Source organism: Flavobacterium sp. XGLA_31 (assembly GCF_051547105.1).
GTDB lineage: Bacteria > Bacteroidota > Bacteroidia > Flavobacteriales > Flavobacteriaceae > Flavobacterium.
This window is the reverse complement of record NZ_JBPTTM010000002.1, coordinates 260,783-287,350: the sequence shown is the minus strand read 5'-3', so window position 1 is coordinate 287,350 and position 26,568 is coordinate 260,783. Positions and strand designations below refer to the sequence as shown.

Annotated in this window: 23 protein-coding genes and 1 other RNA gene; 11 read left to right on the top strand and 13 right to left on the bottom strand. The window is 38.7% G+C overall.

Going from position 1 to position 26,568, the window contains the following annotated elements:
- Positions 1-4: 4 nt before the first annotated feature.
- The 4 genes from ACSVH6_RS05265 to ffs form a co-directional block, all read right to left on the bottom strand.
- Positions 5-808: an SDR family oxidoreductase gene (locus ACSVH6_RS05265; protein WP_438076280.1), complete on the bottom strand. Its 804-nt coding sequence runs from the start codon at positions 806-808 to the stop codon at positions 5-7.
- A gap of 1 nt (position 809) precedes the next feature.
- A complete protein-coding gene (locus ACSVH6_RS05260) occupies positions 810-1,175 on the bottom strand; it encodes a VOC family protein (protein WP_438076278.1) in 366 nt (121 codons plus the stop codon).
- Between the two features lie 43 nt (positions 1,176-1,218).
- Complete coding sequence (locus ACSVH6_RS05255) at positions 1,219-2,247, bottom strand: enolase C-terminal domain-like protein (protein WP_438076276.1); 1,029 nt, start codon at positions 2,245-2,247, stop codon at positions 1,219-1,221.
- Positions 2,248-2,269: 22 nt separating this feature from the next.
- An RNA gene (ffs, locus tag ACSVH6_RS05250) (signal recognition particle sRNA small type) lies at positions 2,270-2,367 on the bottom strand.
- Positions 2,368-2,452: 85 nt separating this feature from the next.
- Here ffs and ACSVH6_RS05245 point away from each other — a divergent pair.
- Positions 2,453-3,508, top strand: a complete 1,056-nt coding sequence (locus tag ACSVH6_RS05245; RefSeq protein WP_438076275.1) for a glutaminyl-peptide cyclotransferase — start codon at positions 2,453-2,455, stop codon at positions 3,506-3,508.
- Positions 3,509-3,561: 53 nt separating this feature from the next.
- On the opposite strand, the gene ACSVH6_RS05240 is transcribed toward ACSVH6_RS05245, so the two are convergent.
- From ACSVH6_RS05240 to rho, 4 genes are all read right to left on the bottom strand, one after another.
- Positions 3,562-4,152, bottom strand: a complete 591-nt coding sequence (locus ACSVH6_RS05240) for a hypothetical protein (RefSeq protein ID WP_438076273.1) — start codon at positions 4,150-4,152, stop codon at positions 3,562-3,564.
- A 115-nt stretch (positions 4,153-4,267) separates the two neighbouring features.
- A complete protein-coding gene (locus tag ACSVH6_RS05235; RefSeq protein ID WP_438076272.1) occupies positions 4,268-4,825 on the bottom strand; it encodes a hypothetical protein in 558 nt (185 codons plus the stop codon).
- A 90-nt stretch (positions 4,826-4,915) separates the two neighbouring features.
- Positions 4,916-6,802 carry a molecular chaperone DnaK gene (gene dnaK, locus ACSVH6_RS05230; protein WP_438076270.1) on the bottom strand — a complete coding sequence of 629 codons (1,887 nt, stop codon included), beginning with the start codon at positions 6,800-6,802 and terminating at the stop codon, positions 4,916-4,918.
- Positions 6,803-7,000: 198 nt separating this feature from the next.
- Positions 7,001-8,695, bottom strand: coding sequence for a transcription termination factor Rho (gene rho / locus ACSVH6_RS05225; protein WP_438076268.1), 1,695 nt, complete (start codon positions 8,693-8,695; stop codon positions 7,001-7,003).
- Positions 8,696-8,883: 188 nt separating this feature from the next.
- Between rho and ACSVH6_RS05220 the strand changes: the two genes are divergently transcribed.
- Positions 8,884-9,291: a DUF4293 family protein gene (locus ACSVH6_RS05220; RefSeq protein ID WP_438076266.1), complete on the top strand. Its 408-nt coding sequence runs from the start codon at positions 8,884-8,886 to the stop codon at positions 9,289-9,291.
- A 61-nt stretch (positions 9,292-9,352) separates the two neighbouring features.
- Here the strand turns inward: ACSVH6_RS05220 and ACSVH6_RS05215 are convergent, their stop codons facing one another.
- Positions 9,353-9,847, bottom strand: a complete 495-nt coding sequence (locus tag ACSVH6_RS05215; protein ID WP_438076264.1) for a metallophosphoesterase family protein — start codon at positions 9,845-9,847, stop codon at positions 9,353-9,355.
- Positions 9,848-9,968: 121 nt separating this feature from the next.
- Here ACSVH6_RS05215 and ACSVH6_RS05210 point away from each other — a divergent pair, with 121 nt between their 5' ends.
- The 4 genes from ACSVH6_RS05210 to lpdA all read left to right on the top strand — a co-directional run bounded on the left by ACSVH6_RS05210 (position 9,969) and on the right by lpdA (position 14,742).
- Positions 9,969-10,631, top strand: a complete 663-nt coding sequence (locus tag ACSVH6_RS05210; protein WP_438076262.1) for a TMEM175 family protein — start codon at positions 9,969-9,971, stop codon at positions 10,629-10,631.
- 82 nt (positions 10,632-10,713) lie between these two features.
- Positions 10,714-11,451: a tRNA pseudouridine(38-40) synthase TruA gene (gene truA, locus ACSVH6_RS05205; RefSeq protein WP_438076261.1), complete on the top strand. Its 738-nt coding sequence runs from the start codon at positions 10,714-10,716 to the stop codon at positions 11,449-11,451.
- A gap of 2 nt (positions 11,452-11,453) precedes the next feature.
- Positions 11,454-13,208 (top strand): ABC transporter ATP-binding protein, encoded by a 1,755-nt coding sequence (locus ACSVH6_RS05200; protein WP_438076259.1) that lies wholly within the window; start codon positions 11,454-11,456, stop codon positions 13,206-13,208.
- 145 nt (positions 13,209-13,353) lie between these two features.
- Positions 13,354-14,742, top strand: coding sequence for a dihydrolipoyl dehydrogenase (lpdA, locus tag ACSVH6_RS05195; protein WP_438076257.1), 1,389 nt, complete (start codon positions 13,354-13,356; stop codon positions 14,740-14,742).
- Positions 14,743-14,809: 67 nt separating this feature from the next.
- On the opposite strand, the gene ACSVH6_RS05190 is transcribed toward lpdA, so the two are convergent.
- Together ACSVH6_RS05190 and gyrA are read right to left on the bottom strand one after the other, a co-directional pair.
- The gene (locus ACSVH6_RS05190; protein ID WP_438076255.1) at positions 14,810-16,135 is read right to left on the bottom strand and encodes a tetratricopeptide repeat protein; all 1,326 of its coding nucleotides are present in this window, start codon (positions 16,133-16,135) and stop codon (positions 14,810-14,812) included.
- A gap of 19 nt (positions 16,136-16,154) precedes the next feature.
- The gene (gyrA, locus tag ACSVH6_RS05185) at positions 16,155-18,710 is read right to left on the bottom strand and encodes a DNA gyrase subunit A (protein WP_438076253.1); all 2,556 of its coding nucleotides are present in this window, start codon (positions 18,708-18,710) and stop codon (positions 16,155-16,157) included.
- A gap of 265 nt (positions 18,711-18,975) precedes the next feature.
- On the opposite strand from gyrA, the gene ACSVH6_RS05180 reads away from it, so the two are divergent.
- The 5 genes from ACSVH6_RS05180 to ACSVH6_RS05160 all read left to right on the top strand — a co-directional run bounded on the left by ACSVH6_RS05180 (position 18,976) and on the right by ACSVH6_RS05160 (position 24,445).
- Positions 18,976-21,519: an ATP-dependent Clp protease ATP-binding subunit gene (locus ACSVH6_RS05180; RefSeq protein WP_438076252.1), complete on the top strand. Its 2,544-nt coding sequence runs from the start codon at positions 18,976-18,978 to the stop codon at positions 21,517-21,519.
- A gap of 83 nt (positions 21,520-21,602) precedes the next feature.
- Positions 21,603-22,991: a 30S ribosomal protein S6--L-glutamate ligase gene (rimK, locus tag ACSVH6_RS05175; RefSeq protein ID WP_438076250.1), complete on the top strand. Its 1,389-nt coding sequence runs from the start codon at positions 21,603-21,605 to the stop codon at positions 22,989-22,991.
- A complete protein-coding gene (locus ACSVH6_RS05170; RefSeq protein WP_438076248.1) occupies positions 22,975-23,490 on the top strand; it encodes a DUF421 domain-containing protein in 516 nt (171 codons plus the stop codon). The genes rimK and ACSVH6_RS05170 overlap by 17 nt, the downstream gene beginning before the upstream one ends.
- A gap of 4 nt (positions 23,491-23,494) precedes the next feature.
- Positions 23,495-24,076 carry a TMEM175 family protein gene (locus tag ACSVH6_RS05165; protein WP_438076246.1) on the top strand — a complete coding sequence of 194 codons (582 nt, stop codon included), beginning with the start codon at positions 23,495-23,497 and terminating at the stop codon, positions 24,074-24,076.
- A 9-nt stretch (positions 24,077-24,085) separates the two neighbouring features.
- Positions 24,086-24,445: a DUF1304 domain-containing protein gene (locus ACSVH6_RS05160; RefSeq protein WP_438076244.1), complete on the top strand. Its 360-nt coding sequence runs from the start codon at positions 24,086-24,088 to the stop codon at positions 24,443-24,445.
- Positions 24,446-24,703: 258 nt separating this feature from the next.
- Here the strand turns inward: ACSVH6_RS05160 and hutH are convergent, their stop codons facing one another.
- Together hutH and ACSVH6_RS05150 are read right to left on the bottom strand one after the other, a co-directional pair.
- Positions 24,704-26,206 (bottom strand): histidine ammonia-lyase, encoded by a 1,503-nt coding sequence (hutH, locus tag ACSVH6_RS05155; protein WP_438076243.1) that lies wholly within the window; start codon positions 26,204-26,206, stop codon positions 24,704-24,706.
- A 191-nt stretch (positions 26,207-26,397) separates the two neighbouring features.
- On the bottom strand, positions 26,398-26,526 hold the full coding sequence (locus ACSVH6_RS05150) for a hypothetical protein (protein ID WP_438076241.1): 129 nt from the start codon (positions 26,524-26,526) through the stop codon (positions 26,398-26,400).
- Positions 26,527-26,568 lie beyond the last annotated feature (42 nt).

The following is a 26,568-nucleotide window of genomic DNA, read 5'->3' as shown; positions in this document are numbered from 1 at the left end:
AAAGTTACAATTTATAATGGTTCATTAACATACTTTCATAGATTCTGTCCGGCAAAATTCGTTTGAGTACTATCGAAAATTTCTGCATAAACAATCCTATCTTATAATGCAGTTTTGGTTTGCTGTCATTAATAATACCGTAAATGGCCAAAGCCATCTCCTCCGGATTACTCCCACTGTCGACGTGTTCATCCATTTGTTTTAAAGTATTGCCATAAGGAATTTCATAAGCTGAACCGGCTATTACCGGAGCATGATAACGCCCTGCAGCAATATTGGTTGCAAAATCTCCAGGAGCCACATTGACTACATGAATACCGAAGTTTTTCACTTCCATACTAATCGCTTCGGTTACGATTTCTAAGGCACCTTTGGAAGCCGAATACACTCCGCGGTAGGGCAATCCCATATAACCGGCTATCGAAGTAATGTTAATAATCAAGCCTGATTTTTGTTCCCGCATTTGAGGCAAAACCGCTTTTATGACTTCAATAGGCCCGAAAAAATTGGTTTCAAAGTTATTCTTGATTTCCTGAGTTGGAATTTCTTCCAAGGGACCCGTTATCCCAACACCGGCATTGTTGATGACCACATCAATTCTTTTGGAAACCGATATGATATGAGCAACGGCCTGTTGAATACTTTCGGGGTTGCGAACATCTACAGTCAATAACGGGAATATTGAATGCGTAATCTTTTCCGGATTGCGGCTTGTGCCATAAACCATAAACCCTTTGTGAAACAAAAATTCTCCTATCGCTTTTCCTATTCCGGAAGAACCTCCGGTAATTAAAACAACTTTACTCATATCATATCGTTATGTCTTGCCCGAATTGCAGCATGTATCCATTATTGTCATAAATGGCAAATTCTTTCATTCCCCATTCAAAGGTTTCCAATTCGTAGCCAATTTTGGTTTTGGTTTTTAGTTCTTGCCAGAGCGTTTCCACATCATCAGTTTTGATGTAAAAACTTCCGGTAAAAGTAGGTTGTTTAAATGAAGTATGTGCATTGGGTTTAGCAATCATTAATTCACAATCGTCTTTATGCAATGCCGCCCAACCCCAATCATCGTTTCGTTCTCCACATGTAAAACCAAGAATATTGGAATAGAACTCGATAGTTTCCTGCACTTGCTCTGTCCATATTATGGGTATTATGGGTTGGAATTTCATAATGGTTATTTGTTGTTAAAGATAAAAAAACTACAGATTGCATTTAGATTAATTTGATGCCTAAACCCGGTTTCTCACTCAGATGAATTTTACCGTTTACCACCTGGCTACCGGTAGCCAAATCATTGACTATTAAATTGGCTCCGTCCAAATCAGCAAAATCACAGAAAGGTGCCAACACAGCCCCTGCCGAAATCCCAATACTCGATTCGGTCATGCAACCTATCATAATTTTATAACCTGAGGCTTTGGCACTGGCTATCATTTCTAAAGCCGGAGTTAAGCCGCCACATTTGACCAATTTTATATTAACGCTATTGTAATGTGGCAGTAGTTTTTTCAAAACCGTCAGATCCTGACAATCTTCATCAGCCATCCAATTGGCGTAAGTACCGGCGTGAAGTATTTTATAATTGTCGGTGCCGGGTTTCATGGGTTGTTCCAAATAAGAAAATCGGGAAACAATTTCGTTATTTTCCAGGCGCAGGCATTCTTCTTTGGTAAAACTACCGTTGGAATCTAATGCCATATCCCTTTCTAATGCCACTAATTTACTAATCGCATTTTCGTCCAAATGATTGCATTTTACTTTGAACTTGTTCCATGTTGATTTTTGTATTTTCTGAATTTGATTTTCTACCGAATCTACGCTAATGGTAATGGAAGACTCCGGAAGAGCATTCACCTCAATTTTGTTAAGTTCCAAAAAGGATTTGTTTTCCAGCTTACCAAATAAGTCCCAATAAGCACAATCTAGGGCTGAACGGAGGAAACTGGGCAAATTGAGTTGTAAAAGAAAAGCGTAAAAATTAACGGGAGCCTCTATTTTTTGTTGTTCAATAATGGCTTTACTCTCATGCAACTTTTGATTGAAATCTTCCAAACTAATGTTGTAATAATCAATAGCGGTACACTCACCATAGCCTTGTAATCCGGCATGCGATAAGGTTACAAGTAAAGCTTCTCTATAGGAGTAGTTTCCATAAGCAATGGCAAAGGTTTCTTTGAGTTGAAATCGTACTATTTGCCATGATAAAACCATAGGGGTAAAAATAAAAAATCCCGAGAACATCGGGACATAATTTTTTAAAAAAAATGGCAAGCGACCTACATCGCACCGCTACAACCACATACCTTTGCTATGTTCCCATCCTGGAGGATTTTGCAGGAGCTGGTCGTGTAGGACTTGCCGGTGCAAATATACAATCTTTTTATTTTTTTGCAACAAAATAAGCCCTTTATAAATATATTTGTGAGTGAAAATTTAATCTATACGAATGAAAAATTATAACCTGCTAATAACCATTTTATTAGCCATGAACTTGGTAAGTTGCGGTGACAGTCGGAGTGAAATAGAAAGCTATTTCAGTTTTGATGAAGGCAATTTAAAAGCGATGTATCAGGCAAATGAAAAAGTGGAATTGACACTGTTAAACTCCAAAAACAAAACTATAGACAGTATCGTCTATTCCGTTAACGATACAAAAATAAGTTCGGTCAAAGGCAATGGTAAATTTACTTTGGACTTAAAGGACAAAAAACTGGGCTACCAAAATGTAAAAGCCCTGGTATATTTTGAAGGCGATACGGTTTCCACCAAAACACGTATAGAGGTAGCTTCATCCATTACTCCGAAACTATTAAAATACACCATCGTTAACACGTATGACCACGATGTAAAAGCATTTACCGAAGGGTTTGAGTTTTTCAGAGACACCTTAATGGAAAGCACAGGAACTCCTGAGGGCTACAAGGGCTATTTTGCCAAAATTGACTACAAGACCGGGAAAGCGTATAAGAAAGTAGATTTAGATGCTCAATATTTTGGAGAGGGAATAACAGTGGTAAACAATAAAATTTATCAGTTGACCTGGCAAAATAAAACCGGATTTATTTACGATGCGAATAGCCTGAAGAAGCTTAAAACCTTCACTTTTGATAAAAACATCGAAGGTTGGGGAATGACCAATGACGGTAAAACCATTTACCAATCGGATGGAACTGAAAAAATTTGGATGATGAATCCGGAGACTCAAAAAATGACTGATTTCATTAATGTGTATACGAATGACAGTAAAATTAAAAGTATTAACGAGTTGGAATGGATTAATGGGAAAATCTTCGGAAACATTTGGCAAAAAGACGCCATAGCCGTAATTAATCCGCAAACCGGAGCTGTAGAAGCTGTATTGGATTTATCGGCACTAAGAGCAAAAGTAACCAACAAAGAAGCGGAGGTACTGAACGGCATTGCGTACCATAGAAAGACCAATACCCTTTTTGTAACCGGTAAACTTTGGAATAAAACCTTTGAAATTAAAGTCAGCGAATAGACAGCTAAAATATAGTGTAATAAAAAATCCCGAATGACTTCGGGATTTTTTTGTTATTTCTTTTTATTCACAAACTCCATTTTGGTGGTATCGTAAACTAAACTGTTTTGGGTTGTTTTGTTTTTCAATGTTAGCGAACCATCCGGATTTAAAACACACTCATACCCTTCTCTTCTTATTTTTTCCTGAGTTTCAGAGGCATTTTTCAATTTATCCAAAAAAACTTTCTCGGTTATGTGATTGATGGTTTGCGTATTCGTAAACACTTGTTTTTTTGTAGTTAATTCATAAACCACCGTGTAATTGGCCTCAATATCTTCCGTTTTTAAATCGGTTTTGTTTTGTGATTTTTCCGTCCAACTCAGTAAGCAAAGTTTTATTCCTGCGGTTGTAAAGGGAATCAGTTTACAATTTAAAGGAGTAAATTTGGAATCCGCAGCTTTAATAATAACAGCATCATCCGGTTTTCCTTTTTCTTTGATAATAATTTGAAAATTACCGGCTTTTACATCGGCAACCAAGTTGTCTACCTTGGCGTAACCGGCAGTAGCTGCTGGGGCTTTTTTGGCACTTGATTTCTTTTTTTGGCTAAAACCATTAACACTTAACAACGCCACACAAAGAAGGAAAACTATTTTTTTCATAACAAATCAGAGTTGGTTTAAAATTATGAATCGAATATACGAAATAAACCATTCGGCTTATGTTAAATAAAAAAACGTCCAGAAACAGGCGGTTAAGTTATTTATTGGTCCTATTTTAATTCAAATTTACCACCTCGTAGTGAATGTTGGTAAAAACACCGTTTGTCAGGTTGATTTCATAAGGGATCGAAACGCCTAAAAAATCGAAATCATCCGTTTCCCCTATAGCATGCATGGTTTGAACAAATGTTCCAGTAGCTGTTTTTGCCCCAGAATTACAGGCGGAAATATGCAAAGTACCACTATCCGGGTTATGCATTCCATATTTATTTCCGTTAATTTTATAGGACACATAAGCATAGCCATCATCCACAGTATCAGAAGACAAATAGTCCCCAGTCGGAATTGCATCATCAGCCGTATAACCCGAAAAGAACGTCCACTCGAATTCTTTGTCTGTTGTTTCTGCTATAATTTTTAGCATTTTCTCATCAGTAGCCTGTGATTTATAAAGCTTGGCAGAAGTAACTGAGGCTGTTACATCAACCCCGTTAAATTTAAAGGTAATATTTTGACCTGTTGAACCACCTCCATCAGAGTCACCACTACTGCTGCTGCATCCTATCAAAAGTGCGGCAAAAAACAAGGTAATCAGAACATTAATTTTTTTCATTATAAAAGTTTTTTTTGATTAGAGTTCAGCAATGATACAAAAAAAACCGGACTATTACTAGCCCGGTTTTCTCTATCAATAACCTTTAAATTATTTTACTTCTTCAAAATCTACATCTTGAGTTTGGTCACCGTTGGCGTCAGCTTGTGGCTGAGCTTCATGCGTTTGACCTTCTCCTTGTGCTTTGTACATTTCTTCAGAAGCGTTTTTCCAAGCTTCGTTGATTCTATCTAGAGCCGGCTGAATCGTCGCTACATCTTTAGTTTCAAAAGCCGCTTTCAATTCAGTTAAAGCACCTTCAATGGCTTGTTTATTACCGTCAGATAATTTATCACCATATTCTTTTAATTGACTTTCTGTTTGGAAAATCATGCTATCAGCTTCATTTAACTTGTCTGCTTTTTCTTTAGCCAAACGATCGCTTTCCGCATTCATTTCAGCATCTTTCTTCATTCTTTCAATTTCTTCCGGAGTCAAACCTGAAGAAGCTTCGATACGAATGTCATGCGATTTACCGGTTCCTTTATCAGTAGCTGACACTTTGATGATACCATTAGCATCGATATCAAAAGTTACTTCAATCTGAGGTACCCCTCTTGGTGCCGGCGGAATACCGTCTAAGTGGAAACGTCCGATAGTTTTATTATCTGCCGCCATCGTTCTTTCCCCTTGAATCACGTGGATTTCCACACTTGGTTGATTATCAGCCGCAGTAGAGAATACTTGTGATTTTTTAGTCGGAATCGTGGTATTAGCTTCAATTAATTTTGTCATTACGTTCCCCATGGTCTCAATTCCAAGAGATAATGGTGTCACGTCAAGCAACAATACATCTTTAACATCTCCGGTTAAAACTCCACCTTGAATGGCAGCTCCGATAGCAACCACCTCGTCAGGGTTTACTCCTTTTGATGGTTTTTTACCAAAGAATTTTTCAACTTGTTCCTGGATTACCGGGATTCTTGTAGAACCACCTACCAAGATTACTTCGTCAATATCTGAAGTAGATAAACCTGCATCTTTTAAGGCTTTTGCAACCGGTTCCATTGAACGTTTCACCAAGCTCTCAGCCAATTGCTCGAATTTGGCACGAGTTAAAGTTTTTACCAAGTGCTTTGGTCCTGAAGCCGTAGCAGTCACGTACGGTAAATTGATTTCGGTTTGTGTTGAAGACGACAACTCAATTTTTGCTTTTTCGGCAGCTTCTTTTAAACGCTGTAATGCCATTGGGTCTTTGCGTAAGTCAACACCTTCTTCGCTGTTGAACTCGTTAGCCATCCAGTCAATGATTACTTGGTCAAAGTCATCACCTCCTAAGTGGGTGTCTCCATTAGTAGACAATACTTCAAAAACTCCGTCACCTAACTCAAGAACAGAGATATCAAAAGTACCTCCTCCTAAATCGTAAACTGCAATCTTTTGGTCTTTGCCTGCTTTGTCTAATCCATAAGCTAAAGCTGCTGCTGTTGGCTCATTGATGATACGCATTACTTTTAAACCTGCAATTTCTCCGGCTTCTTTAGTTGCCTGACGTTGTGCATCGTTGAAATAAGCCGGTACGGTAATAACGGCCTCTGTAACGGTTTGACCTAAATAGTCCTCCGCCGTTTTCTTCATTTTTTGCAACGTCATCGCTGACAATTCTTGTGGGGTATACAATCTACCGTCGATGTCAACACGTGGCGTGTCATTATCACCTTTCACCACTTTATAAGCTACAGTCGAAGCTTCTTTGGCACTCTCTGTATACTTGTTACCCATAAAGCGTTTGATTGACGCTATGGTTTTGGTTGGGTTAGTCACTGCCTGTCTTTTGGCAGGATCTCCTACTTTAATTTCTCCTCCTTCTACGAATGCAATCACAGACGGGGTTGTTCTCTTTCCTTCTGCATTAGCAATTACTACCGGTTCTCCACCTTCCATAACCGCTACGCAAGAATTGGTTGTACCTAAATCGATACCAATAATTTTTCCCATTTTATTTTCTCCTTTTTGTTTTTAGTTTTGATTATTCCTCTACGAGTGAATAGTACTTTGTGATGTACGATTTCCGAAAGGACAACTATTATGCCAAGTGGAAATTCAGAATAAATTGTCAGTTTTGAACCAAATAAGGCTGACAAGATGACATTTTATTGTATAAAAAATCCCAACCATTGGGTTGGGATTCTGTATTTAGTCGTTCATCGAAATGAGGAACTCATCATTATTTCGGGTTTTCTTAATCTTATCATTGATGGTATCCATTGCTTCCACCGGATTCATATCGGCCAAGAATTTGCGAAGAATCCACATTCTTTGCAGTGTTTTCTCATCCAACAATAAATCATCACGACGGGTGCTGGACGAAGTCAAATCGATAGCCGGGAAGATTCTGCGGTTGGCAATTTTTCTGTCCAATTGTAGCTCCATGTTACCGGTTCCTTTGAATTCCTCAAAGATTACTTCATCCATTTTGGAACCTGTTTCCGTTAAGGCTGTAGCGATGATACTCAAGGAACCACCATTTTCTACGTTACGGGCCGCACCGAAAAAGCGTTTCGGTTTCTGTAATGCATTGGCATCTACTCCACCTGACAACACTTTTCCTGAAGCAGGCTGTACAGTATTATAAGCTCTTGCTAAACGGGTAATGGAATCCAACAGAATCACTACATCGTGCCCGCATTCAACCAAACGTTTCGATTTCTCCAAAACAATATTAGCAATTTTAACATGTTCGGAAGGCTCTCTGTCAAAAGTAGAGGCAATAACTTCTCCACGAACACTGCGCTGCATATCGGTAACCTCTTCAGGTCTTTCATCAATCAGCAATACAATTAAATATACTTCAGGATGATTGGCTGCAATGGCATTGGCAATGTCTTTCAGTAACATGGTCTTACCCGTTTTGGGTTGGGCGACAATCATACCACGTTGTCCCTTACCTATAGGTGAGAACAGATCGATTACACGGGTAGAAACGCTAGCCTGTTTATCAGCTATATTGAACTTTTCTTTTGGAAAAATTGGGGTTAAGTGTTCAAAGGAAACTCTGTCTCGAACCACTTGCGGATCATGACCGTTAATTTTTAAAACTTTTACCAAAGGAAAAAACTTCTCTCCTTCTTTAGGAGGACGCACCACCCCTTTTACAGTATCTCCGGTTTTTAAACCAAATAAACGGATTTGAGAGGTAGACAAATAAATATCATCCGGAGAGGCCAAATAGTTGTAATCTGATGAACGCAGGAAACCATACCCATCGGGCATCATTTCGAGCACTCCTTCACTTTCAATAATCCCGTCAAATTCGTAGTCTGAATCGCGGAAGTTATTTTGCTTTTTATTTTTAAAATTGGGATTGTTATTGCTTCCGTTATTGCCATTACCGTTTTGATTTTGGTGTTTGTGTTTTGGTTCACGATTACCATCGGCATTTGGACTTAAAGTTATTTCTGTTACTTCCTGAACCGGAACGTCTGCAACTTCTGTTTCTGCAATTGCATGTTGTGGCTCAGCTACAGTTTTAGGGGCATTGTTATTCTTTTTTTCAAACCCCTTTTTAAACTTGGCATTTTTATTTTGAAAAGCGGGTCTTTCTTCTGTTTTTTCCGCTGCGGTTGGTTCTAAAGTAAATAAATCACTCTGTTTCTCTTCGGCAACCTTCTTATTATCGGGAACTATTCGAGCTCTTTTGGTTTTACTTTCAACTGATTTTTCCTTGCTTTTTTGGGGTTCTTCCTGAACAACAGCATTATTTTGGTGTTCCAAAATCTGCGCAATCAGCGTTTCTTTTTTGGCACCGGCAACTTTTATGGTTTTAGCCAATTTGGCAATTTCTTGAAGCTCAGCAAGCTTCATTTCTTTTAAGGCGGAAATATCAAACATGAATATTGTTTTGATTTAAATTCGAATAATGGAATGTACTAAATGTGGGTAGAAAAAAATTGGTATAGAATGGTCCGAAGGATGAAGTACTTACGGATTGGTTATGCAATAATACAAATAATATTTTACCTTGCAATAGCATTTTTTAAAAAGAAACTATATTTTTGTCCTTCATTTTTCAAAACGTTATGTTTAGAATACAAACTTATTATTTGATTGGATGTCTTATCGTCACGGCGGTTTTACCATTCGTATTTCCTTTATGGAAAGATGCAAACGGGAAATCGTTCTATTTTATGATGGACATTACTTATGTTGCTCTTTTCGGTTTAAGTAATACATTATCGTTGTTGAGCATCATTTCACATAAAAAAAGACAACAACAATTTGTCATGGGCAGATTGAATATGATATTGAATTTAATTTTATTAGGATTATTTGTGTATCGAACACTAACCGCATCTGGAGAAACAGCTATTTCTGAGAAAGGTGTTGGGATGTTCTTACCTATTTTTTCTATCGTACTTTTGGTTTTGGCCAACAAAGCCATCAAAAAGGATGAAGATCTCGTAAAATCTGTGGATCGATTGCGATAAACCTATAAACTTAGTTTTTTAGTGCTGCGAAAAACCCGTCTGCTTTAGTATGACGGGTTTTTTATTTTCTGCCTAATTCAATAATTTCCAAATTCTGAATCTTGTCGCCATCAATTTCAAAACGAAGCATCGTTCTGACTTGGTGAAAACCATAAATACCACAAGCCCCCGGATTCATGTGCAGTAAATTCAATTGCTTGTCAAATTGCACTTTCAATATGTGTGAATGCCCGCAAATAAAAAGCTTTGGCGTATTTTTTTGCAGTTCCACTAGAACAGACTGATTGTACTTTCCGGGGTAACCTCCAATATGTGTAATCCAAACATCCACATTTTCACAGAGAAATCTATTGTTCAGCGGAAATTCCATTCGGGCCTTATCATCATCGATATTACCGTAAACCGCTCGGAGCGGTTTGATTGCTTTAATGGTATCCGTAACCACCAAATCACCTATATCACCCGCATGCCAAACTTCATCTGCCTGATGAACATATTTCAAAATGCTGTCATCTATGTGACTATGGGTATCTGAAAGCAACAGAATTTTTTTCATAAAGCAACTAAGCAGTTTTATTATTGAGTGGCTAAGGTACAAAGTAAATCAACTTCATTTTGAGTACGGATTATTTAACCAAAAAGTTTTTATATTTGAGACTCTAACCAAAACCCTCACCATGAAACCACATGATAACGAAGAGATTACTCGTGACGAAATCAAAAAAGAATTTCAATTAGAGCGGATGATTTTGTTTAGCGATGCCGTGTTTGCCATTGTTATCACGCTGATGGCTATTGAAATCAAGATTCCCGAAACTGAAAAACTTACCCAAGAAACACTCCCGAAAGCACTGTTTCATCTTTTGCCTACATTATTGGCTTACATTGTTAGCTTCGGATTTATTGGCGCTATTTGGTATCAGCATTTGAAGATGTTCAGCCTGCTTAAGGATTACGACAAAGGATTGGTAATCAGAAATATGTTGCTGTTATTTTTTATCGGTTTGTTTCCTTTCAGCGCGACCCTTATCACCAGAGCCAAAGGCCAAATGATTCCTTTTTTCATTTACCTCTGCATGATACTGTGCTGTATTATTACCCAATACATACTCTATCATTATATAGTCGAAAAGCGTCCTTCTATCCGTTTAAACACGGATTTAAGTGAACACAAAACAGAGTTACAAAAACGCAAGATTGCCATGATAGGCTTTTCCATTTCAGGTATACTGATTATGATTACTTATGTATTGATTCAGCGACCGGAGCTAAAATCACTTTCGATGATGTGGATGATGGTTTTTCCTTTAGTTTATAAGTTATTGACCCGGAAAAAATAAGTATTTTTTTGAATCATTTTTAGACGGTTTCCAACCTAAAAACTTTGTAACTTTGACACTTTAAAACTGCGCCAATTACACTTTGAGATATTTTATCAAATTAGCTTATAAAGGAACCAACTACCACGGCTGGCAATCTCAGCCCGATGCGAATTCCGTTCAGGAAACACTCAACAAAGCCCTTTCAATATTGCTGCGAACCGAAATCGAAGTATTGGGAGCCGGACGGACCGATAGTGGTGTACATGCCAAACAAATGTATGCTCACTTTGATTTGGAAACGGCAATTGAAGTTGCTCCATTAATCCACCGTCTGAATTCATTTTTGCCCAAAGACATTGTTGTTTTTGACATCATTAAAGTTGCCGATGAAGCTCATGCCCGTTTTGATGCCACCCGAAGAACTTATGAATACCACATTCATACCTTTAAAGATGCTTTTGAAAATGACGGCAGCTGGTTACATCAGGCTAAATTAGATTTAAACCAAATGAATCAAGCCTGTCAAATCCTGTTCAAACATCATGATTTTGAATGTTTTTCCAAAACACATTCGGATGTGCGAACCTTTAATTGTGTTATTTTTGAAGCACACTGGCAACAGCATGGGAATAACATTGTGTTTACTATCAGCGCAGACCGTTTTCTCAGAAATATGGTTCGGGCGATAGTAGGTACTATGATCAATATTGGTTTAGGAAAAATTACTTTGGCCGATTTTGAAAAAATAATTGAAAGCAAAGACCGCAGCCAAGCCGGGTTTTCGGTACCGGCTCATGGACTCTATTTAACCCGAATTGAATACGAATACCTATCTTAATCATGCAGGTAAAAGCATTCGACATTACGTTATTCAAGCGTATTTTGAAATACACCAAGCCTTATAAACTACGGTATTATGGTGTGATTTTCTTTGCGGTTTCACTATCCGTCTTTGCAGCACTTCGCCCCTTTCTATTGGAAGTCACTGTTGACAAGTACATCAAAACGGCCAGCAAATCGGGATTATTGGTTTATGCCGTCATCATGGGAGCTACCCTTTTATTAGAAACCCTTTCACAATTCTACTTTGTGTATTGGGCTAACTGGTTGGGGCAAGATATCGTAAAAGATATCCGAACCAAACTGTTTCGGCACCTACTTACTTTTCGAATGAAATATTTTGATACTGCTCCTGTGGGCCAACTCGTTACCCGTTCTGTTTCTGATATAGAACAGATTGCACGCATCTTTAGTCAGGGTCTTTTCATGATTTTCAGTGATTTGATGAAAATGGTAGTATGCTTACTGATTATGTTTTGGATGAACTGGAAATTATCGATGATTGTGGTGGTTGCCATGCCTATTTTGGTTTATATCACCCGTATTTTTCAGCGTAAAATGCAAGTTGCCTTTGAGGAAGTGCGAACACAGGTTGCCAATATGAACACCTTTGTACAAGAACGCGTTACCGGAATGAAGATTGTACAGCTCTTCAATAGGGAGGCTATTGAATTTGAAAAATTCAAAGAGATTAATGAAAAACACAACAAAGCCTGGATAAAAACCATTTTGTACAACTCTATCTTCTTCCCTATTGCTGATATCATATCCTCCATAACATTGGGTGTTGTGATACTGTATGGCGGATTTCAAATAATCAACGGTAATCCGTTTACTTCCTTAGGGCAAATGACAGCCTACACCATGTTTATCGGAATGTTGTTTAACCCGCTGCGTCAAATTGCGGACAAATTCAACGAAATGCAAATGGGAATGATAGCAGCCAATCGTGTTTTTGATATTATTGACTCCAATCAGGATGTACAGGAGGACGGCGTAAAAATGGCCGATCATTTCAAGGGAACAATTCGGTTTGAAAATGTTCGCTTCAGTTATATTTCTGATGAGGAAGTTTTAAAAGGGATTAATCTGAAAGTAAAAGCCGGCGAAACCATTGCTATAGTAGGTGCAACCGGCGCCGGAAAGTCAACAATCATCAATCTTCTGAACCGGTTTTACGAAATCAATTCAGGAGCTATATACATTGATGATCAAAATATTAATGCGTTTCAAATGGACAGTCTTCGCAAACAGATTGCCATAGTACTCCAAGATGTTTTTCTTTTTGCAGATACGATTCACAACAATATCACATTACATAATCCTGACATTAGCAGAGAGGCCGTAATAAAAGCTGCCAAGGAAATAGGTGTGCACAAATTCATCAAAAGCTTACCCGGCGGTTATGATTATGATGTAAAAGAACGCGGAGTAATGCTTTCTTCCGGGCAACGTCAACTGATTGCTTTTTTGCGAGCTTATGTCAGCAACCCGAGTATTTTGATTTTGGACGAAGCCACTTCCTCTATTGATACCTACAGCGAAGAGCTCATTCAGCGGGCCACTGAAACGATTACCAAAGGCCGAACGTCAATTGTCATTGCTCACCGATTGGCAACAATCATCAATGCCGATAAAATTATTGTGATGGATAAAGGACAAATTGTAGAAGAAGGTACTCATCAGCAATTGGTAAACAAACTCAATGGTTATTACAAAAAATTATACGATTCACAGTTTGCCACAGAAAGCTAAATTTTCAAAATAAATCCTTAAATTCGCACCCGAGACTGAAAAGTCGAACCGACGAAGTAATCTCAAATAAGCAACGTAATTATTATGAAATGACACGAGCGTTAGCGACTGCATTTTTTACGAAATACTAAATAAACACAAAAAAATGAAATACGATATTATTGTTTTAGGAAGTGGTCCGGGCGGTTATGTTACGGCTATTCGTGCGTCACAATTAGGCTTTAAAGTAGCCATAATCGAGAAAGAAAACCTTGGTGGTATTTGTTTGAATTGGGGATGTATCCCAACTAAAGCATTGTTAAAATCTGCTCAGGTTTTTGATTACCTGAAACATGCTTCTGATTATGGTTTAACCGTAAAGGAATTTGACAAAGACTTTAACGCCGTTATTGCCCGTTCTCGTGGTGTAGCTGATGGTATGAGTAAAGGAGTTCAATTTCTAATGAAGAAAAATAAAATTGACGTTATTGACGGATTTGGAAAAGTAAAACCCGGAAAGAAAGTTGATGTAACGGCTGCAGACGGAAAAGTAACGGAATACAGTGCTGATCACATTATCATTGCTACCGGGGCGCGTTCTCGTGAATTACCAAATCTCCCACAAGACGGTGTGAAAGTAATTGGATACCGCCAGGCAATGACTTTGCCAACTCAACCAAAGAAAATGATTGTGGTTGGTTCAGGAGCTATTGGTGTTGAATTTGCTCATTTTTATAACTCTATGGGTACCGAAGTTACCATCGTGGAGTTTATGCCAAATGTAGTTCCCGTAGAAGATGAAGATATCTCTAAACAATTTGAGCGTTCTTTGAAAAAATCAGGAATCACGGTAATGACCAATTCTTCGGTTGAAAGAATTGACACTACAGGAAATGGTGTAAAAGCGTTTGTAAAAACAGCTAAAGGAGAAGAAGTGTTAGAGGCAGATATTTTACTTTCAGCTGTAGGTATCAAAACTAACATCGAAAACATTGGATTAGAAGAAACCGGTATTGCTACCGACAGAGATAAAATTTTGGTAAATGATTATTACCAAACCAATATTCCAGGCTATTATGCCATTGGTGATGTTACACCAGGACAAGCCTTAGCTCACGTGGCTTCTGCCGAAGGAATTCTTTGTGTTGAAAAAATTGCGGGTATGCATGTTGAACCTTTAGACTATGGAAATATTCCGGGTTGTACTTATGCTACCCCTGAAATTGCTTCTGTCGGTTTAACTGAAAAAGCCGCTAAAGAAAAAGGATACGAATTAAAAATTGGAAAATTCCCATTCACAGCATCGGGAAAAGCAAAAGCAGCGGGCACCCCAGATGGATTTGTTAAAGTAATATTTGACGCTAAATACGGCGAATGGTTGGGTTGCCACATGATTGGTGCTGGCGTTACCGATATGATTGCTGAGGCTGTTGTAGCCCGTAAACTGGAAACTACGGGTCATGAAATTTTAAAGGCTGTACATCCACATCCAACTATGAGTGAAGCTGTCATGGAAGCAGTAGCCGATGCTTATGGAGAAGTGATTCACTTATAAAACAAAATTTAATTAGCATAAAAAAAGCCGAAACTGAGTTTCGGCTTTTTTACTAATTCAAGTTAAATTACATTTTTGCTTTCAAAGCTTTGTATTTATCGGTCATTTCTAACTCGTAGTATACGCTGAGTAATGTTTTCTTAGCTGCATCATCTTCCGGTTTTAACTCCACTGCTTTTTCAAGATAAGGCAAAACGGATCTGAAATTATTTTTTCTCTCCGCTTTCAATGCTTCATAGCGCTTATTATCTTTCTCTGAAGTGCCTAATTTGTTCATTTCAGCTACCAGCTTGCCATCAGATCTCAATTTTAATTCTGCCAAGTTTAAATTAGCATTGAAATAATTAGGATCAATAGCCAAAGCCTGTTTGTAATACTTCTCAGCTTCGTCCAATTTGTCTGCATTTGCACTGACAACACCTAAATTATAAATTAAATCAGCATTATTGGGATTTTGCGTTAAAGCCTCATTAATTAACTTAGTATAGGTCGCAACATCATTAACTTTTAAATACAACTCAGCTTCTGTGAGTATTAACGAGGTATCGTTCGGATTTTCCTTACGGGCTTCTGTTATAGCCGTTTTGGCTTCATCTACTTTACCCTTCTGAATAAGAATCAAAGCAATGTTCTTATAAATTTCACCTGCTTTAGACGGCACTTTCTCTTCTCTTGGCTTTGAGTGAGAACCAGTACTAACAGCTACATCACGTAAAGATTTATTAGCGCCAAAATTTTCTTCTGTTTTGGTGGCGTTATTTGTAGCCAAATATAACGTTCCTGCTCCCGTATATTTCAGTCGCTTCAATTCGTTGTAATAGTCGAGTGCTTTATCATACTGCTCTCCATTGACAGCATATGAAGCGGCGTAAAACAACATATCCTGATCTTTCTTATCCAATTGGTAGATAGAATACAGAACATCTCCAGCCTCCTGATTTTTATTAGACTTTCCTAAAAGAGAGGCGTAATCCACCATCTCAGGTTTGAATGAGGTTATAGTCTCATTAATATCATCAGTATAAACTTTTTTACCGGTCTTCTTTTCATAATCTAAGGTTGCATTTAAACCGGTCGCCAAATCCGAAATAGATTTCGGATTTACAAATTTGGCCATAGTAGCCTGAATTTGTGCCGGTGCCATAGTTTTATCTAAAGCCAAATATTCTAATACCGGAATCATTGCTTTATAAAAACCGGCATAGACTTTATCTCCTTCTTCCGTAGCTAAAGGTTCTACTTTTGCAACCAGACCTTTATACTCGGCCAAATCAGCAGCTTTAATCTCATCTTTGGCATAGATTTTTTTCAACGTTTTTAACTCATCTTTTTGAGCCAAAGCAGAAGCAGAAGCAAAAAGTACCGTTGCTGCTACAATGTGTTTAATTTTCATGTGGTATTTATTTAAATAATTATTCTTGTGTTTCCGAAGCATCATCAGAAGTTTCCGCTTGATGGTTTTCTGTTCCATCTTCGATTTCTCCTTCTGATTCTTCTGACTCTTCTTCTTTCATTACTTTGGTTACCGCAGCAATCGAATCGTTTCCTTTGATGTTTATCAAACGAACCCCTTGTGTGGCTCTTCCCATTACTCTTAAATCAGAAACTTCCATTCTGATAGTCAACCCTGATTTGTTGATGATCATCAAATCATCCTCATCGGTCACAGCATTGATAGAAATTAAAGCCCCTGTTTTTTCGGTGATATTTAAGGTTTTTACTCCTTTTCCTCCACGGTTGGTGATACGGTAAACATCTTCTCCGTCTTCGTCAACCAATTTGGTTCTTTTTCCATAACCGTTTTCGGTAACAACTAAAAGCTGTGTATCATTGATATCTTCTTTTTTAACCGATACCATTCCGATTACTTCGTCTTTGTCGTCTGCCAAAGTAATACCGCGAACTCCAGAAGCCGTTCTTCCCATCGGACGCGTTTTCTCTTCTTCGAAACGCACCAATTTTCCGGATTTTACAGCAACCAATACCTGGCTTTCACCATCGGTTAGTTTTGCTTCTAATAGTTCGTCGTCTTCTCTGATGGTAATTGCATTGATACCGTTTTGACGCGGACGTGAATATTGCTCCAACGGAGTCTTTTTCACTTGCCCTTGTTTGGTAGCCATGATTACATAATGACTGTTGATGTACTCTTCGTCTTTTAAGTCCTGAGTACAGATGAATGCTTTTACTTTATCATCACTTTCAATGTTGATTAAGTTTTGAATGGCACGTCCTTTACTTGTTTTGCTTCCTTCCGGAATTTCGTATACGCGCATCCAGAAACATTTTCCTTTTTGCGTGAAGAACAACAAATACTGGTGATTGGTTGCCACAAACAAATGCTCTAGGAAATCCTGGTCGCGGGTACCGGCACTTTTTTGTCCAACTCCACCTCTATTTTGAGTTTTATATTCTGATAAGTTAGTACGTTTAATATATCCGGCATGTGATATGGTAATCACCACATTTTCATCGGCAATCAAGTCTTCAATACTTACATCGCCACCCGAGTATTCGATAGATGAACGACGGGCATCGCCATATTTGTCTCTAATTTCGATTAATTCTTCTTTGATTAATTCCATTCGCAATTCTTTGCTTGCCAATAAATCTTTCAAACGTTGAATTAATTTCATGATATCCTCATATTCCGCACGCAATTTGTCTTGTTCCAGACCGGTCAATTGGCGTAAACGCATCTCAACAATGGCACGAGCCTGAATATCCGACAAATTAAATCTTTCAATTAATTTGGCGCGCGCTTCGTCACCGTCTTTTGATGCACGAATCAACGCAATTACTTCATCAATATTATCAGAAGCGATAATTAACCCTTCTAAAATATGGGCTCTTTCTTCTGCTTTGCGCAATTCAAACTGTGTTCTTCTTACTACTACGTCATGACGGTGTTCTACAAAGTAGTGAATCAAATCTTTCAGATTCAACATTTGCGGTCTTCCATTTACCAAAGCAATGTTGTTTACACTGAAAGAAGACTGCAACTGGGTGTATTTGTATAAGGTATTCAATACCACATTCGGCACGGCATCGCGTTTGAGTTCGTACACGATACGCATACCGCTTCTATCCGACTCATCACGAATGTTTGAAATACCTTCTATTCTTTTCTCGTTAATCAAATCCGCTGTTTTCTTGATCATTTCAGCTTTATTGACTTGGTATGGAATTTCGGTAACTACGATACATTCCTTACCATTGGATTCTTCAAAGCCTACTTTGGCACGAATAACCACTCTGCCTCTTCCGGTTTTGAATGCTTCCCGAACACCATCCATACCGTAAATGATACCTCCGGTAGGAAAATCAGGTGCTTTGATGTGATTGATTAATTCATCTATTTCGATATCATTATTGTCAATATATGCCAGAGTACCGTCAACCACCTCGGTTAAGTTGTGAGGAGCCATGTTTGTGGCCATACCTACTGCAATACCTGAAGCTCCATTGATCAACAAATTAGGAATACGGGTTGGCATTACCGTAGGCTCCTGTAAGGTATCGTCAAAGTTCAACTGAAAATCAACCGTTTCTTTATCGATATCTGCCATAATGTCTTCTGACATCTTTTTCATTCTGGCCTCGGTATAACGCATCGCAGCGGGGCTGTCACCGTCAACGGAACCAAAGTTTCCCTGCCCGTCCACCAATAAATAACGTAAACTCCATTCTTGTGCCATACGTACCATGGCATCATATACAGAAGAATCTCCGTGCGGGTGATACTTTCCTAAAACTTCTCCAACAATTCTCGCGGATTTTTTGTGTGCTCTGTTAGAAAAAACACCCAAATCATACATTCCGTATAACACTCTTCGGTGTACGGGTTTCAAACCGTCACGCACATCAGGCAGTGCTCTTGAGACAATTACAGACATCGAATAATCGATGTATGCTGATTTCATTTCATCTTCGATGTTAATCGGAATTAACCTTTCTCCGTCAGACATATAATATAAATTATTTAATAAAAATTAGTTCAATTTCAAAACGTGCTAATATAGAATATTTATACATTTTACAACGGTATTTTGCTCACAAATTTCAATGATTTATTAACAAATCAAGGGCATTTATTGGTTAATAAATAACTATCAAAACTACTTTCATTATTGGCTTTTTTTTTGTCAATTAGCTGACAGTACTTTTAGAAGGAATGGTTTTTGCAATAACCATTCAGAATAACTAAATTTACAGTACCAATATTTTATTTATATGGATGATAATTTTTCACCAAGAGTCAAGGATGTAATCACGTACAGCAAAGAAGAAGCACTTCGTTTAGGGCACGACTTTATTGGCACGGAACATTTGATGCTTGGTATTTTGAGAGATGGAAACGGTAAAGCGATTGCTATTCTTAATAATTTGTCCGTTGATTTGGATCATTTACGCAAAAAAGTAGAAGTTCTGAGTCCGGCCAACCCTAATGTAGACATTAGCAACGATAAAAAAAATCTACACCTGACCCGTCAGGCGGAACGAGCACTAAAAACAACTTTTCTTGAAGCTAAAGTTTTTCAGAGTTCGTCAATCAGTACAGCACATTTACTATTGTGTATTTTAAGAAATGAGAACGATCCAACAACCAAACTGCTGCATAGGCTTAAAATAGACTATAATGTAGTTAAAGAACAATACTTAAATATGACACCAAACGAAGAAGATTTTATTGATGATCTACCAAAAAACGAGTCATACAACGACGATTCAGGTCAAGATGACAGTTTAAAAGAAGGTAGTTTTAATAATCCGGCGAACAAGACCAATAAAAAATCGAAAACGCCTGTTCTTGATAATTTTGGTCGTGATTTAACCGAATTGGCAGAAGAGGGCAAACTCGATCCTGTTGTGGGACGTGAAAAAGAAATCGAAAGAGTTTCTCAAATCCTGAGCCGCAGAAAGAAAAACAACCCGTTACTCATAGGTGAGCCGGGAGTGGGTAAATCTGCCATCGCTGAAGGATTGGCATTACGCATCATTCAAAAGAAAGTATCGCGCATTTTGTTTAACAAACGCGTAGTCACATTGGATTTAGCCTCTTTAGTAGCCGGTACCAAATACCGCGGACAGTTTGAAGAGCGAATGAAAGCCGTGATGAATGAGTTAGAGAAAAATGACGATATCATTTTGTTTATTGACGAAATCCACACTATCGTTGGAGCTGGTGGTGCCACAGGCTCACTGGACGCTTCAAACATGTTTAAACCTGCTTTAGCCCGTGGTGAAATACAATGTATCGGAGCTACGACTTTGGACGAATACAGGCAGTATATTGAGAAAGACGGAGCCTTAGAAAGACGTTTCCAAAAAGTAATTGTGGAGCCTACTTCTGTAGAAGAAACCATTACGATTTTGAATAACATCAAAAACAAATACGAAGACCATCACAATGTTATATACACACCGGAAGCCATTGAAGCCTGTGTAAAATTAACAAACCGTTACATGTCGGAACGTTTCTTGCCGGACAAAGCTATTGATGCTTTGGACGAAGCCGGTTCCCGCGTTCACATTACCAACATTGATGTACCGAAGCAAATCTTAGATTTGGAACGTCAGTTGGAAGAAGTGCGCGAATTGAAAAATTCTGTGGTTAAGAAACAGAAATATGAAGAAGCAGCCAAATTACGTGACGACGAAAAACGTTTGGAAAAAGACTTAGCTATTGCGCAGGAACAATGGGAAGAAGATTCGAAAAGCAACCGTATTCGGGTAACCGAAGACAACGTAGCCGATGTAGTATCGATGATGACCGGTATTCCGGTAAACCGTATTGCACAAACCGAAAGCAACAAGCTGGCTCATCTGCCTGATTTAATCAAAGGAAAAGTAATCGGACAAGACGAAGCCGTGTTGAAAATTGCACGTTCTATCCAACGAAATCGTGCCGGCTTAAAAGACCCAAACCGTCCGATTGGTTCATTTATCTTCTTAGGTCAAACCGGGGTTGGTAAAACACAACTGGCCAAAGTTTTAGCTAAAGAATTATTTGACTCTGAAGATGCCTTAATCCGTATCGACATGAGTGAATACATGGAGAAATTTGCTATCTCACGTTTAATCGGAGCGCCTCCGGGATACGTAGGTTATGAAGAAGGTGGACAATTGACTGAAAAGGTTCGCAGAAAACCATATTGTGTGGTGCTTTTAGACGAAATTGAAAAAGCACACCCGGATGTATTCAATATGATGCTACAGGTTTTGGATGACGGTTATTTAACTGACAGTTTGGGAAGAAAAATTGATTTTAAAAACACCATCATCATTATGACTTCCAATGTGGGAGCACGTCAACTTAAAGATTTTGGTCAGGGAGTTGGTTTCGGTACTTCTGCCAAAGTAGCCCAGGCCGATGAACATTCCAAAAGTGTCGTAGAAAATGCTTTGAAGAAAACCTTTGCTCCTGAGTTCTTAAACCGTATTGATGATGTAATTGTTTTCAATCCGTTGGAAAAACACGATATCGATTTAATTATTGAAATCGAATTGAAGAAACTATATGAAAGAGTGGCTGAATTAGGATACAAGCTAAAATTGTCTGATAAAGCCAAAGCCTTTATTGCTGATAAAGGTTTTGACAAGCAATTTGGTGCCAGACCGTTAAAAAGAGCCATTCAAAAATATGTTGAAGATGCTTTGGCCGAAGAGATTATCACTTCCAAAATAGCAGCAGGAGATGAGATTTTTATGGATTTAGACGATACAACCCAAGAGTTGACCGTTACGATTCAAAAAGCAGAAAAGCCAACAAAATAAGATAGTTTAATTTTTATAAGCCACGAATTCCGAATAATTTTACTGTTTTATTCGATAATTCGTGGCTTTTTAATTTTTATTTCATGCCACAAAATAAAATCATTTTAGGTTCTGAAGAATGGTGTTCCTTTCCGGAGCTTGGCATTCCTGCTATTAAGGCTCGTGTCGATTCGGGAGCCAAAACTTCGGCTTTGCATGCCATCAACATTGCTCCTTTTGTCAAGGAAGATAAAAACTGGGTTAAATTTGACATCAACCCTATTCAGAACAACCTCAAAACAGTTATTCATTGTGAAGCTTTACTGATTGACAAACGAGTGGTAAAAAGCTCCAGTGGTTTTCGTGAACAACGTTATGTAATTCAGACCAATATCAATCTGGGAGGCGATACCTGGCCAATCGAGATGACATTGACCAACAGAGACTCTATGGGATTCCGCATGCTGTTAGGTCGTGAAGCTATGAGCGGCAGAATATTGGTTGATCCGGAACAAAAATACCTCTTGGGACAAACTTCGACTGAAAACTTAAGGGAATTATACCAGAATGCCATCAATTCCAAAAGCGGTCTGCGTATCGGTGTTTTGGCCAGTAATCCGGAATTATACAGCAACAAACGCATCATGGAAGCCGGAGAAATGCGAGGTCACGAAATGCATTTCCTAAACATCAAGGAATGTTATATGAAACTCGATGCTGATAAACCGGAGATTCATTACCGGGGTGGAAAAATCCTCGATAATTTTGATGCCATCATTCCCAGGATACGACCCAGCATTACCTTTTACGGTTGCGCGCTCACCAGACAATTTCAGGCCATGAAAGTGTATTGTCTGAATTCAGCCGCTGCTATTACCCAGTCACGCGACAAGCTCTTTTCACTTCAATTATTATTGCGTAACGGAGTAGACATTCCCACTACAGGATTTGCCAATTCTCCTCTGGATACTGATGATTTGATTAAAATGGTGGGAGGACCGCCTTTGATTGTAAAGCTGCTGGAAGGCACTCAAGGAAAAGGTGTTGTTTTAGCTGAAACCAAAAAAGCCGCCGAATCGGTAATCAATGCATTCAAAAGTTTGAATGCTAACATTTTGGTGCAAGAATTTATCAAAGAAGCCAATGGTAAAGATTTGCGTCTTTTTGTTGTAGACGGCAAAGTGGTAGCTGCCATGCAACGGGAAGCTGCACCCGGAGAATTTCGAGCCAATATTCACATGGGAGGAACGGCATCCATTATAAAACCAACGGCAGAAGAAAAGAAAATTGCCATCAAAGCGGCCAAAGCCATGGACTTGAAAGTCGCCGGAGTGGATATCATTCGTTCCTCAAAAGGGCCTTTGTTGTTAGAAGTAAACTCTTCTCCGGGATTGGAAGGTATTGAAGGGGCTACCAACAAAGACATTGCAGGCGAAATGATCAAAGCTATCGAGAAGAACTTTAAAATAAAAGAGCATGAACCCGTATCTTGATATTGTCATCCGTAGTGTGGCTGTTTACCTGTTTATGGTCATTGCCTTGCGTATTTTCGGGAAAAAACAATTATCTCAATTAAACACTGCTGATGTGATTCTGATTTTGTTAATCAGTAACTCGGTTCAAAACGCTATGGTAGGCAGCAACACTTCTTTATATGGTGGTATGGTAGCCGCTTTGGCCCTTTTTGTGGTCAATTTTATATTCAAACGAATCATGCTGAAATCGACTTTCATCAAAGACTTAGTACAGGATACTCCTGAAATACTGATACATGATGGTAAAATAGCCTTTCAAACTATTGCGAAATTGGGCATTAGCAATGAAGAACTTCAGGAAGCTATGCGAGAACACGGTGTCGAGTTTTACAAAGATGTCAAATTAGCCATGTTTGAAATTGACGGTAGCATCAGTATTATCTCCGGAGAAAAAAATCTCAGACAAACGCATCACAAACGCAAAATTCATAAAACTTTGGGGAACATAAACAATTAAACTCATGAATAAAAACCGACTCGAAGCCTTTAGTGACGGTGTATTAGCCATTATTATCACCATTATGGTATTGGAATTCAAAGTACCGGAAGGTATCGATTGTACTTCTTTAAAACCCATATTACCCAAGTTTCTGAGTTATATTCTAAGTTTTATTTACGTAGGCATTTATTGGAACAATCACCATCACATGATGCACACTGTCAAAAGAGTCAATGGTGGTATTCTTTGGGCCAACCTCCACCTACTGTTTTGGCTTTCCCTCATTCCGTTTGTGACGGCTTACATAGGCGAAAATCACTTTGCACCATTTCCGATGATGATGTATGGAGTGATTTTGTTGATGAATGGAATTGCCTATTTTATCCTCCAAAATCTTATTCTGAAACACCACGGCAAAGATTCGTTACTTTCCAAGGCCTTAGGGAAAGATTACAAAGGCAAATCCTCTCCTATCCTCTATTTTATGGCTATACTGTTGGCCAATCCTTACCCCGCCATCGCCGGAGGCATTTATATTTTTGTAGCTTTGATGTGGCTGGTACCCGATAAACGCATTGAACGCATCTTTAACGAAAACGAATAAACCGCAACCATGAACCTCCTCTCTCAACTTCTCATCGGAAGCATTGCCGTTTTACACCTTTACATCTTGTGGCTCGAAATGTTTGCCTGGACTACCCGAGGGCGAAAAGTATTTAAAACTATTCCACAAGACCAATTTGAAAAAACCAAAGTCATGGCCGCCAATCAAGGGCTATACAATGGCTTCCTGGCCGCGGGATTACTTTGGTCACTGTATATTGATGATGCGGATTGGAGTCAACATATTGCCGCCTTTTTCTTGTCCTGTATCCTTGTTGCCGGAATTTACGGAGCCATGACTGCTTCCAAAAGAATCTTCTTCGTGCAGGCACTTCCCGCTATTTTAGGATTATGGAGTCTTTTCAGTTAAAACTTCCTGCGATACAATTCCTTCCTTTCAATTGCCTTATTTCGACATTGGTATGCTGATGCGTTACCAACAGGTAATCTCTCTTAGTATGAAGAGTCGTCTGTTATTGGATAAAAACTAATGCACTTTTTATCAAAAACTAACCCAGTTTTTATTTAAGTACGCTAATGAAGGTAAGATAGGGTAAAACAAAATCACGCTCCGTAGGAACGGAGTGGCGTTGGAAATACTAGGGTACATCAAAAGGAAAACGTAAAACTACTCTTCCAGGTCAATCATAAAACTGTTCAAAAAGGCTACAGAATTTTGAATGTCGTAATGCAGAATGCGGTCTTCTTTCACCAATGGTACTTCTTCTCGGTAAGACTTAAGGAACATTTCAATAAAAGGGCTGGATTGCAATGGTCGTCGGAATTCAATAGCCTGGGAAGCATTCATTAATTCAATCGCCAAGATACGCTCCAGATTTTCCATAATACGAAGTGCTTTCGTAGCGGCATTCGCCCCCATACTCACGTGATCTTCTTGCCCATTACTCGATACAATACTATCCACACTGGCTGGTGACGCCAATTGTTTGTTTTGACTGGCAATACTGGCCGCCGTATATTGCGGAATCATAAAACCTGAGTTTAATCCGGGATTGTCCACCAGAAAAGCCGGTAATCCTCGTAAACCGGAAATGAGCTGATAGGTTCTTCTTTCGGAGATGCTGCCCAATTCGGCTAAAGCGATACCCAAAAAGTCTAACGCTAAAGCCAAAGGTTGCCCGTGAAAATTCCCTCCTGATATAATGACATCGCTGTCTATAAAAATATTCGGATTATCGGTTACCGAATTGATTTCGGTTTTAAAAACTTTCTTTACATATTCAATAGTATCTTTCGAAGCTCCATGTACTTGCGGGATGCAACGGAATGAATACGGATCTTGCACATGTTCTTTCGGTTGAGCTATAATCTGACTGTCTTCCAACAATTCTTTCATGTGTCGAGCCGTCACAATTTGTCCTTTATGCGGTCGCACAAAGTGAATCAACTCATCAAACGGTTCGATACGTCCGTCAAAGCCTTCGAGGGAAATCGCTGAAATCACATCGGCCAAATAAGAGAACTTCTCCGCTTTCAACAGCACATAACACCCGTAGGCACTCATGAATTGGGTACCGTTTAATAAAGCCAATCCTTCTTTGGACTGCAATACTATAGGTTGCCATGCCATTTTTTCGAGTACTTTGGAAGCCGGCTGTCTGAACCCGTCGCAATACACCTCTCCCATTCCCAAAAGCGGCAAAGACAAGTGCGCTAAGGGAGCCAAATCGCCACTCGCACCCAAAGAACCTTGAGTATACACTACCGGCAAAATATCATGATTGTAAAAATCAACCAATCGTTCCACCGTTTGCAATTGCACACCCGAATGCCCGTAACTTAGGGACTGAATCTTAAGGAGCAACATTATTTTTACAATCTCCTGGGGTACTTCATCACCCGTTCCGCATGCATGAGACATGACCAGATTTTCCTGAAGTTGTGAAAGATTGTCATTGGAGATTTTCACATTACACAATGAACCGAATCCGGTGTTGATTCCGTAAATAGGCGTTTCATTTGAAGCCATTTTTTTATCCAAATACTCACGACATTTTTCAATGTTGAGTTTGGCTTCTTCCGATAAGGCCAAGGTTTTATGTTGCTCAATAATGTCTCGTAGGACCTCCAAAGACAACACTTCCGAACTGATGTAATGCGAATTTTCCATTTTGGTTTGGGATTAAAGGGTCAAAATTCCGCAAACCATTGCTAAAAAGCAACAAATTAGCTGAGTATTTTTTGATAAATTATTAAAAAAAAGTATTATACGGGTCTGATAAAACCAAAAACATAACAGTTACTTTAATTTATTGCGATATTCTTAAAAATTTAAGGAAACCTTTTTTAATTATTAAAAATTTATACATTTGAAACTATGATGATACCAGTTACCAAATATCCATTCTCTTCTACAACCTCTACTTTGGTTGCGACATTTGGTACCACATCATCAACCACTACAACCCCATTGGGGGTATAATCTTTCATATAATCCGTTTTCAGGTTCTTTCTTTATGAAAGAGCAAATTC